Genomic DNA, 12,105 nt, shown 5'->3' with positions numbered 1-12,105 from the left:
ATGACCATCTTCATTATTTTGTTTTTAAATGATAAATAGAGAAGAGTTACACAATAGGAGAGGAATTTTACTTGAAAAAAACTATAGTATGCGCAGTAATTGTGGGTATTTTTGTTTTGCTAATATCGGGTAACTTTTTAGTGAAAAAAGTGTGGAGTTCAAATAATGATGATGCACAGTATATTGCATCTTTTATTGAAGAACATAAAGATGAAAAAAATAGTGCGCTTCTAGTAAAGAGAAATGATAAAGTTGTTTATTCTGTAAACCCAAATGTTGTATTGCCAGTTGCTAGTACGATGAAATTAATTGTGGCGCTTGAATATACGAAACAAGTTACTGAAGGGAAAATTGATTCTTCTAGTTTCGTGTCGATTAATGATGTGAATCGCTATTATGTGCCGAATACAGATGGTGGTGCACAAGATAGATGGCAAAAGTATTTGGAGAAAACGGGCAAGATAACTGAAGGAGCGGTTTCTTTAGAAGAAGTGGCAAAAGGAATGGTTAAGTTTAGTTCGAATGCAAATGCTGAATACTTAATGGAATTGTTAGGATTAGATAACATCAATCGAAATTTACAAAGTTTATCACTTCCTGCACATCAACCACTATTTCCAATCGTTTCATCTTTGTATATCCCGGGATATTTGCATAAAGAATTACATGTTCCAAAATATAAAATAGAGAAAAAGTTAAAAGAAATGTCTCAAGAGCAATATCGTGAATATGCGATGATTATTCATGAACGCTTAAAGAAGAAGGGACCATTATTACAGAAGGAAATTCCGCTTTATTTAGAGGAACGTTACGACAAAATTTGGTCAGATAGATTACCAGCAGCTTCTGCAAATGATTATATGGTATTACTTCAAAAGGCAAACCATAAAGGTGGCTTGACAGAAGCTGAAGAAAAAGTGTGGGCAAATATCGTTGAAACAGACATGAGTGCCAAGAAATACCGTAAAACATTTAGACATGCTGGGCAAAAAAATGGTTATACACCATGGACGGTTACAAAAGCAGTTTACGCTATGGATAAACGTGGAAACTGTACGGAGATTGTGTTTTTGGCAAATAATTTAAATGAAGACGATAGTGCAGAAATACGGAAACATTTAGCAAACTTACATTTCCAAGTGTTGCAAAGTGATAAGTATGATGCGACTTTTATTAAATAAACTCGGTGCAGAGAGCACCGAGTTTATTTTTATGTACAAGCACTTTTTTTCTATCTCTGGGTATGATGGGTAGTAATACTTAGGTGAGAGGGGAAAAGGTGATGAAACAAAGTAAAGAAGAGTTTATAAAGAGTGAAGGCGCTGATTTCCCTGGGAAAACATATGTGGATTGTGTATTACAACATGTATTTCATTTTCAAAGAAATTACTTATTGAAAGATATGTTTCAAGTGCATAAAGCACATATTACGATGCTGACGGAAGAAAATTTAATGAAAAAGGAAGAAGCTAAAGTTATATTACACGCATTAAAAAAGGTAGAGGGAATTCCAGAAGAGCAATTGCTCTATACAGAGCAGCATGAAGATCTCTTTTTTTTAGTCGAACATTTAATTTCTCAAGAAGCGAAATGCGATTTTGTAAGTAATATGCATATTGGTAGAAGTAGAAATGATATGGGCGTAACGATGTATCGCATGAGTTTAAGGCGATATGTATTACGATTAATAGAACATCATTTGTTATTGCAAGAAAGTGTACTGCAACTTGCCGTTGATCATAAGGAAACGATCATGCCAGCTTATACACATACACAACCAGCACAGCCAACAACATTTGGTCATTATACGTTAGCAATTTATGATACGATGCAAAGAGATTTAGAACGAATGAAAAAAACGTACCAGCTTTTAAATCAGTCTCCAATGGGGGCAGCTGCACTCTCTACAACAAGTTTCCCGATTAAACGAGAACGAGTTGCTCATCTACTTGGATTTACAAATGTAATTGAGAACTCATATGATGCTGTTGCTGGAGCGGATTATTTATTAGAAGTTAGCTCGCTACTTATGGTAATGATGACGAATACGAGTAGATGGATTCATGACTTTTTGTTGTTAGCAACGAAAGAATATGACGGTATTACTGTTGCAAAGCCATATGTACAAATCAGTAGTATTATGCCGCAAAAACGAAATCCGGTTTCAATTGAACACGCTCGTGCAATTACAAGTAGTGCTTTAGGAGAAGCATTTACAGTATTTCAAATGATTCATAATACACCATTTGGTGATATTGTCGATACGGAAGATGACTTGCAGCCATATTTATATAAAGGGATTGAAAAGGCAATTCGTGTTTTTTGTATGATGAATGCAGTGATCCGAACGATGAAAGTAGAAGAAGAAACGTTAAAAAGTCGTTCCTATAAACATGCAATAACGATAACGGATTTCGCCGATGTTTTAACAAAAAACTATGAAATTCCATTTCGGCATGCTCATCATGCAGCAAGTGCTATTGCAAATATGTCATTGGAGCAGAAAAAAGAACTACATGAATTACACTTCAAAGAGGTAAATATGTACTTGCAAGAACATTTTAAAATAAATTTATTAGAAAAAGAGTGGAAAGAAATTATATCGCCAGAAGCTTTTATTCAAAAAAGAAATGTATACGGTGGACCGAGTAAAAAAGAAATGAATCGTATGATTAAAAATCGACAAGAGTCATTTCGAAAAGAAGAAGATGTATTTGAAAAGGAAAAACAGAGAATTTTACAAGCTGAAAATGCTTTGAATACATTAGCTTTGAATATTATTGAATCGTAAAAGAGGGATTTAATGAATTAATCGCCAATACTTAATTAAAATATAAATAGAGAGAAGAGATTGTCGATGATTCAATTACATGTATATGAAGAGATTTTTCATTTTAAAGAAGATGTTACACCATTTCTAGAAAAGAATGAGCAGGAAAACAATCTCATATTAGGTGTATTACAAATGGTCCAACAACCAACATTTATGGGGATAGCGAAACAAGGAGAAGAAATTGCGGTTGTATTTCTGCAAACAGAAGAGAAGAAACAAATCATTGTTGCAACTTCTGAAATTTCGGGAGTAGCTATTGAGGAACTTGCAAAAGAGTTAACGAAAGTATATCCGGATATTCCTGGATTGATCGGTAATAAGAAAATTGTACAGAAATTAGCGGAAGAGATTGCGGTATTAGAAAATAAGAAAATGAATGTTGCAATGGAGCAAGGTGTGTATGAGTTGAACAGAGTAAAGAAGAAGTGTAATGCGAATGGACTTTTTCGAGCGGTAAATAATGATGAATTACCATTAATAGAACAGTGGATATATCAATTTTGTGAAGATGTAAAGCTTCCTACTACGAAAGAAGAAGCAAAACAAACTGCATATACATTAATAACTACAAATCGACTGTTTGGTTTGGAAGTGGATGGGAAACTCGTTTCTGTAGCTGCAAAAACGAGACCAACTAAAAATAATATAACAGTTAATTTTGTATATACGCCGAAAGAAGCAAGGAAAAAGGGATACGCATCTAAGTGTGTAGCGGCACTTAGTCAACGTATGTTAGATGAAGGGTACAAGACGACTACGTTATATACTGATTTAGCGAATCCGACATCGAATAAAATTTATCAAGAAATTGGTTATGAGCAAATTGCGGAGTCTGTGCTTATATTTTTAGAGAAGTAGAACAAAAAGGCGTGCTATTTTAGCACGCCTTTTTGTTATTCATCGATTCTAATAACCTCGCCTTGAGGGAAGTCCTCAGTTTCTAGTAAGTTACGAATAGCTTTCGCAACATATTCAGGTGATAATAGTTTTCCTTCTTCTTTTAATGCAATGAAGCGGTCCAAATTTATGAAATCTTCTTTATTTGTTTCGCGAATTTGTGATTGCATATTTGTATCAACAACGCCAGGTGCAAAAGCGACGATTTTTACTGGATATTCTTTTTCCACTTCTTCAGTTGCTACGCACTGTGTAAACATATTTACACCAGCTTTCGTTGTACAATAAGCGCCCCAGCCAAAGTAAGGGTTTTTTCCTGCACCAGATGAAATGTTAATAACGCGTTTATCTACTTTCCAGTCTTTCGTATGTTTCATAAATGTAGATGTAAGAATCATAGGTGCAAGTAAATTAATGTGAACGTTCGTAATGAATTGTTCACTTTCAGCTTTTTCAATTGGCTTCATAGGTGCAACTGTACCCGCATTATTAATTAAATGAATAGAGGATACATTGTCTTTTTTAATAGATGAAATGATCTCTTTAAAGTTAGTTTCTAAGTTATGTACATCTTGAAGATCTAGGGAATGAAAAATGCAATTGCTGTTATATTGCTCTGCAAGTTTTGTAAGCTCTTGATTTTCTCTTCTAGAAATAGAGATGACAGTTGTATTTTTTTCTAATAATTGCGTAGCGATTGCCTCACCTAAACCTTGTGAAGTTCCTGTTATGATAACGTAGCGCATAGTTTTATAAACCCCTCTCATATGTGCGGAATTTTGTTGGACAACGTACATTGTATAGTTTGTCTACATTTTATAGTATAGAGCACTTTTTACTATAATTGAAATGAGATGATTGTGTGCCTTTTATAAATAGGTTTACGACAACAGTACCTGGTGCCGTCACGTTTACTGGGAATACGCTGGGACTTAGCCCTACATCACCTGCACCAGGTAATATTTTTGGTACACTTGCTGTGTTTACGACAGTAAATACAGCATTGCAAGTACCAGGGTTCCCAGCAGGGACAACAGATGAATGGCAATTGAATTCTTCAAGTGCAATTTTAAATCTTCCAGCGGGAAGCAGTGTATTATATGCAGAATTAGTTTGGGCTGGTACTTTCCGGACTGATACGGAAGATGTGTTACCATTTTTAAATGATAACATTACATTTACAACGCCAGCAGGGACGTTTTCTGTTACGCCAGATCCTGCTACCGCGCAGCAAGGTTCAGTAGGAAATCAGTTTTATTATGCTCGCTCTGCCAATGTAACAAATCTTGTTAGTGCAGGTGGAGCAGGCACATATACAACGGGTGCTGTGCCAGCTGCAAGAACTTCAGCCGACCCGACAATCAGTCGTTCAGCTGGATGGACGCTTGAGGTTGTGTATCAAAATGCAAGTTTACCACTTCGAAATTTGTCAGTATATGCAGGTCAAGAAATTATCGATGCTTCATCCCCGCCAGTTGATGCTACAATTTCAGGTTTTGCTACGCCGGCAACAGGAGCTGTTACAGGAAGAGTGCTCGTAACTGCTCAAGAAGGTGATTCTAACATTGTTGGAGATCAACTTCGCTTTGGGCCGAATGCAAATGCTACAGTTGCATTATTCGGACCGAGAAATCCTGCGAATAATTTCTTTCAGTCACAAATTTGTAATGATAGTGGAAATTTAGATACGAGCGGCACGTTTGGAGATTTGAATCAGCCGTTAGGGGTAGCTTTGGCCGTCCGAAGACAAGGGTGGGATATTACGAATGTAGATGCCTCCTCATCTTTAGTAAACAGTCAAACATCAGCAACGGTTCGATTTGTTACAAATGGAGATGGATACGCAGCAGCTGGTTTTGGTGTTCAAATTGATGCAACAGGTCCAATTATTAATCCTGTTAAATCAGTTAATAGAACAGTCGCAGGGGTAGGGGATACCCTCACTTATACGATTACGGTCCCAAATACAGGAACAGGAAGTGCAGAAAACGTTGTATTACGTGATAGTATTCCGAACGGAACGACGTTTGTTGCAGGTAGTGTTACGGTAGGGGGAGTAACACAGCCGAATGCAAACCCTTCTAATGGAATTAATTTAGGTACAATCCCAAATAACACGCAAAGAATTGTTACATTTCAAGTTCGAATAATATCATTCCCGAATCCCAATCCTATTTTAAATCGTGCAATGGTGTCATATCAATTTCGTCCTTTCGTTGGTAGTCCTCCTATTACAAGTACGTCTTCTTCAAACACAGTACAAACGACAGTGAATCAAGCAACTATAAGTATGCAGAAATCTGTAGATTTACAGACGGCAACGCTTAATGATGTATTAACGTACACAGTTAATATCACAAATAATGGAAATGTCACTGCGAGCAATGTTATTTTTGTTGATAGTATCCCTGCTGGAACAACATTTGTCGCAAATAGCGTTACGGTAAATGGAGTAGCGCGTCCAGGAGCGAATCCAGCAAGTAGTATTAATCTAGGAAGTATTAATGCTTCGCAAACGACTGTAGTGCGCTTTCAAGTTCGAGTAACATCGAACCCTCTTGTCAATCCAATTCCAAACCGTGCAAGTGCAACATTTACCTTTACTCCAGTGCCTGGTCAACAACCAGTTTCAGGGCAAGCGACAAGTAATACTGTAGTTACGACAATTAATATAGCTGATATAACAACGAGAAAAACAGTGGATAGAGCTTTTGCAACGGTTAACGATGTTCTTACGTACACGGTAACAATTCAAAATACAGGAAATGTACTTGCAACGAACGTTATTTTTCAAGATCCAATACCAATTGGAACGACATTTATAGCAAATAGTGTGACTGTGGATGGGGTTTCACAACCTGGGGTAAATCCAGCGACTGGGTTTACAGTAGCAAATATATCTCCCGGCGGAAGTAGGACAGTGACTTTTCAAGTACGAGTGACATCAACGCCATCAGGAGGCACAATTGCGAATCGCGGAAATGTAACTGCTAATTTCGTCGTTATTCCAAATCAGCCACCAATAACGATTAATAGACAAACGAATACAGTTGTGACACAAGTTAATACAGGCGGTTTAAATGTAATAAAAGAAGTGAATACAACGCAAGCGGCAGTAGGAGACACTTTAACATACACAATTGCCGTTCAAAATACAGGGAATGTTCCGTTAACAAATGTATTTTTCCAAGACCCTATTTCTTCTGCTGTTTCATTTGTTGCAAATTCTGTAACAATTAATGGAGTACAGCAAAGTGGACTAAATCCGAATACAGGATTCTCTCTTCCGAATATTCCTGCGGCTCAAACGGTTGTAGTCACATTTGACGTAGTAATTGTACAGAATCCAGAAAATGAAGATATTTTAAATCAAGCAAATGTAACAGCAAGCTTTCAAGTGAATCCGAATGAACCACCAGTAACAATCAATGTACCGAGTAATGTTGTGAATACGACAGTACAATCAGGAAACTTTGAAGTTGTGAAAGCAGTCAATACGGATGTTGCAACAGTAGGGGATATTTTAGTATATACAATAGAAGTCATAAATGCAGGTAGTGTACCAGCTACGAATGTATTTTTCCAAGATTCAATTCCCCAAGGGACATTATTTATTGAAAATAGTGTAGTTGTGAATGGTGTTTTACAAGAAGGGGCAGATCCAGAACTTGGATTCCCATTAAATAATTTGCCTACTGGCGCCAGTGTTATTGTTACATTTGAAGTATTAATTGATGAAATTCCCCAAGGAAATAATGTTGTAAATAATGCGAATGTAACTGGAGATTTCCTTGTAAATCCAACAGAGCCGCCGATTACTGTAACAGTACCAAGTAATACTGTTATGACGATCGTGAATTCTTCAGGGTTAAATGTAATGAAAAGTGTAAGTGCTACTGAAGCCGGTGTAGGAGATACGTTAACGTATACAGTTCGTATACAAAATAGTGGAACGGTGACAGCGACAAATGTATCATTCCTTGATCCGATTCCAGTTGGAACCACTTTTGTAGCGAATAGTGTAACAATAAACGGGACGCCTCAACCAGGTTTAAACCCGACAACTGGATTTCCACTTGCTAATATTCCAGTAGGAGGAATGGTGACGGTCACTTTTCAAGTGACAATCACGAGTGTACCACCAAATAGAGTTCTTCCGAATAATGCGAATGTCACTGCTGATTTCCAAGTAAGTCCTCTCCAGCCACCAATTACAATTGTAACGATTAGTAATATTGTTGTGACGCGAGTGAATGTAGGATCACTTAATGTAATGAAGAGTGTAAATACACTACAAGCCGGTGTAGGAGATACGTTAACGTATACGATTCTTATTCAAAATACAGGAACTGTTCCTGCAACGAATATTGTTTTTCAAGATCCAATTCCGTCTGGTACTGCCTTTGTAGCAAATAGTGTGACGATAAATGGAGTCGTACAGCAAGGCGCGGATCCTATGCTAGGTTTCCCGGTACCAAATATTCCGGTCGGGCAAACGGTTACGATTACGTTTCAAGTTACAGTGACGAGTGTTCCGAGCGGTGGAAATATAAGAAACCAATCGAACGTTACTGCAAGTTTTCTTATAAATCCAGCAAACCCTCCAATAACGACTGTTACAAATAGTAATTTTGTAGTGACGCAAGTAAACACAGCACAGTTAAATATACAAAAATCTTCATCTGTACAACAAGCAGCACTTGGAGAAACTTACACGTATTCTGTTGTCATTCGAAATAACGGTACAGTAACAGCAACGAATGTCTCTTTCCTTGATCCAATTGCTTTAGAAACAACTTTTGTAGCAAATAGTGTAACGATAAATGGAACGCCACAACCTGGATTTGACCCAAATGTTGGTTTCCCGCTTCCTAATATTGCAGCTGGAACATCATTGACAGTAACGTTCCAAGTTACGGTAGTTGCACCGTCTACACGTGGAGCGGTATTAAATACAGCATCTGCTACAGCCACTTTCTTATTAAATCCTTTACAGCCACCTGTAACAACAACGAATTCAAGTAATACAACGGTAGTTACAATACCGTTACCTCCTCCTGGTGAAGTAACTGCAACAAAAACAGTTGATGTTGCAACTGGGGCCGTTGGGGATGTATTAACGTATACTGTGCTCATTTCAAACGTAGGAATTATCCCTGTTACAGATGTGTTCTTCCAAGATGTCATACCAGAAGGAACGACGTTTGTTGACAATAGTGTAACGATAGGTGGAGTGCAGCAACTTGGTTTAAATCCAGAAATAGGATTTACAGTTACTCCATTATTAATCGCTGGTGGAAGTATTGAGGTCACATTCCAAGTGACGATTACAGAAATTCCAGATAATGAAGTCATATTAAATGATGCAGATGTTACATTTACTTCACAACCAAATCCGCAGGAACCACCGATTACGGAAACGATATTAACAAATTTAGTCGTTACGACAATTAATATAGCCTTTATTTTTCCGTTGAAACTAGTAGATAAAGAAGTAGCGACGGTAGGAGAAATATTAACGTATGATGTATTGATTTTTAATTTCGGAACAGTGCCAGCGACGAATGTTCAATTTATCGATACTACTTCCGCGGGTGTAGCATTTGTACCAGGAAGTGTGAGCATAAACGGGGTACCAGCACCAGGATTAGATCCTTTCATTGGTTTTACAGTTCCAGATATACCTGTCGATGATTTTGTACTTGTCACATATCAGGAAGTGGTTACAAGCATACCAGAAGGTGGAACGATTGTTAATTTTGTAGACGTTACAGCTACATTTGCTGTAAGTGAAACAGAACCGCCTATTACGGAAACAACGACAAGTAATACGACATTAACAGAAATCAATGAGCCTGGTTTGAATGTTTTAAAATCAGTGAGTCAGCCGGTTGTTGCAGTAGGCGATACAATCACATATACAACAGTAGTTCAAAATACAGGAACAGTGCCAGCAACGAATGTTCAATATAGTGATGTATTACCTTCCTCTATAGCATTCGTGCCGAACACTGTAACGATAGACGGTGTGTTACAACCTGGATTCAATCCGAATAATGGATTCCCGCTTCCAGATATAAACCCAGGTGAAAGTGTAGAAGTCATCTTCCAAGTAACCGTTGTTAGTGCGCCATCAAACGGAACAATTGCCAATACGGCAAATGTAACTGGAAGTTTTGTATTAGTACCAGGAGAACCACCAGTTATAGTAACAGAGCCGAGCAATACAACACTTACAACTGTAAATAGAGGGCAATTTAATGTTATTAAACAAGTAAATAGGGTTGCTACTCTCGTTGGAGATATATTAACGTATACGGTTCAAATAACAAATACTGGAACAGTAACAGCTAATGCTGTTCAGTTTGTTGATACCATTTCAGCAGGGGCGTCATTTGTACCAAATAGTGTAACGATAAATGGAGCCTCGCAACCAAACTTAAATCCGATTACTGGATTTGGAGTTGGAGATATCCCAGTTGGTGAAACAGTTATAGTGACGTTTCAAGCGACAGTTACAAACATCCCGTCATCAGGAACAATTACGAACGTTGCAAATATAACAGGAAGCTTTACTTTAGTGCCAGGAGAACCACCAGTTGTAGTAACAGAGCCGAGTAATACGACGATAACTAGAGTGAATAGAGGACGATTCAGCGTTATAAAATCTGTAAATAAAGAAGCGACACGATTAGGAGATACGTTAACGTATAGTGTGCAAGTTACAAATACGGGAACGGTAACAGCAACGAATGTTCAGTTTATCGATGTTCCATCACCTAGTTTAGAATTCGTTCCTGGAAGTGTACAAATAAATGGGATTCCGCAAGTAGGTTTAGATCCATTTGTAGGTTTTGCATTGCCTGATCTTGCAGTAGGGGATAGTGTATTAATTACATTTGAAGTAAATGTAATCGCAGTTCCGCCTTCTAGTAGCATTATGAATACAGCAAGAGTAACGGGTGATTTCGAATTGATTCCAGGAGAACCTCCGTCTACAATTACAAATTCAAGTAATACGACGGTTACGCCGGTAAATAGAGGTAGCTTAGATATGCTAAAAGAAGTAGACCATTCAGTTGTTGGTGTAGGAGAAACGGTAACGTATACTGTTCGTATATTAAATACTGGTACTGCTGATGCAATGAATGTTCAATTTATCGATGTGCTATCTCAGGAAGCTGATTTCGTTCCAAATAGTGTAACGATAAATGGGGTTCCGCAACCGGGGGTAAATCCGCAGATTGGATTTACGATACCTGATATACCAGTTGGTGAGACGGCACTTGTAACATATGAAGCTACGATTACAAGTTTTCCGGATGGTGGTACAGTAGTGAACGTTGCTGGGGCGTTAGCAGAATATATTTTAGTACCAGGGGAGCCGCCAGTTACAGTGATGGATACAAGCAATACAGTTATAGTGACGGTAAATACTGCAATCTTATTTGTTGCAAAAGGAGCAAACTTTGAAGTAGCAATGATAGGGGATGTTGTCACTTACGGAATCGCTGTTATAAATGATAGTACAGTTCCTGTGACCAATATTGTGTTAACAGATATCATTGATCCGAATACGCTATTTATAAATGGTACGGTAACTGTAAATGATGTACCTCTTCCATTTGCTAATCCGAATACTGGTATTCCGTTAGGTGATTTTCAGCCAAATGATGCAGCAATTATTAATTTCCAAGTTGTAATAATAGGAGGGCAAGTAAATAATTTAGTTACAAATACTGCTACAGCGAATGGGCTTGCAACTGTAAATCCGAATGAGCCGCCAGTAGTAGTTGAAGGTGATAGTAATACAGTTGTTATCCCGTTTATTCCTCAAAATGTCTCAACGACAGTCGTAAAAACGGCAGATTTACAGGTAGCAACAATTGGAGATGTCATTACGTTTACGACAGTCATCACAAATACGGGTGATACTGTAATGCAAAATATTCGTTTTCAAGATATGTTAGATAGTAGTGTTCGATTTGTTCCTGGAAGTGTAACGGTTGATAATACGCCAGTGCCGAATGTAAGCCCGGCAGTAGGGTTTCTTATCGGAAGTTTAAATCCTGGTGAAGCAAGGACAGTTTCGTTCCAAGTAGCAGTACAGAGCGCGCCAAATGGTTCAGGAAATTATATAAATCAAGCGAGTATTCGTTTTGAACATCAAGTAGGCACAGTATTGCCACCTGTTACACAAATAGTAGAAAGTAACATAGTTGTCATTCCATTTGTTCCAACGATTGAACAAATTTGCGAAACAAACTTTAATTGCTTAGATAAGATTCCATTTCAATGTTCTCCGTGTAATCATTTGCATGGACATAAAAAATAAAAACAGAAAGAGCATCCTGAAAAATAATTGGATGCTCTTT

At 37.6% G+C, this 12,105-nt stretch carries 5 protein-coding genes; 4 read left to right on the top strand and 1 reads right to left on the bottom strand.

Annotated features, from left to right (window positions below; all coding sequences use genetic code 11):
• Nucleotides 1-71: 71 nt before the first annotated feature.
• The 3 genes from ACTL4X_RS18065 to ACTL4X_RS18055 all read left to right on the top strand — a co-directional run bounded on the left by ACTL4X_RS18065 (nucleotide 72) and on the right by ACTL4X_RS18055 (nucleotide 3,691).
• Nucleotides 72-1,181, top strand: a complete 1,110-nt coding sequence (locus ACTL4X_RS18065) for a serine hydrolase (RefSeq protein WP_000751366.1) — start codon at nucleotides 72-74, stop codon at nucleotides 1,179-1,181.
• Nucleotides 1,182-1,282: 101 nt separating this feature from the next.
• Entirely contained in the window at nucleotides 1,283-2,791 is a 1,509-nt protein-coding gene (argH, locus tag ACTL4X_RS18060; RefSeq protein WP_000813988.1) for an argininosuccinate lyase, read from the top strand.
• Nucleotides 2,792-2,857: 66 nt separating this feature from the next.
• A complete protein-coding gene (locus ACTL4X_RS18055; protein WP_000615384.1) occupies nucleotides 2,858-3,691 on the top strand; it encodes a GNAT family N-acetyltransferase in 834 nt (277 codons plus the stop codon).
• Between the two features lie 35 nt (nucleotides 3,692-3,726).
• On the opposite strand, the gene ACTL4X_RS18050 is transcribed toward ACTL4X_RS18055, so the two are convergent.
• Complete coding sequence (locus ACTL4X_RS18050; RefSeq protein WP_001271070.1) at nucleotides 3,727-4,476, bottom strand: (S)-benzoin forming benzil reductase; 750 nt, start codon at nucleotides 4,474-4,476, stop codon at nucleotides 3,727-3,729.
• Between the two features lie 116 nt (nucleotides 4,477-4,592).
• Between ACTL4X_RS18050 and ACTL4X_RS18045 the strand changes: the two genes are divergently transcribed.
• Nucleotides 4,593-12,065 (top strand): DUF7507 domain-containing protein, encoded by a 7,473-nt coding sequence (locus tag ACTL4X_RS18045; protein ID WP_336458670.1) that lies wholly within the window; start codon nucleotides 4,593-4,595, stop codon nucleotides 12,063-12,065.
• Nucleotides 12,066-12,105 lie beyond the last annotated feature (40 nt).

This window comes from Bacillus sp. RE35 (assembly GCF_052146655.1).
GTDB lineage: Bacteria > Bacillota > Bacilli > Bacillales > Bacillaceae_G > Bacillus_A > Bacillus_A cereus.
This window is presented reverse-complemented; position numbering and strand designations above follow the sequence as displayed.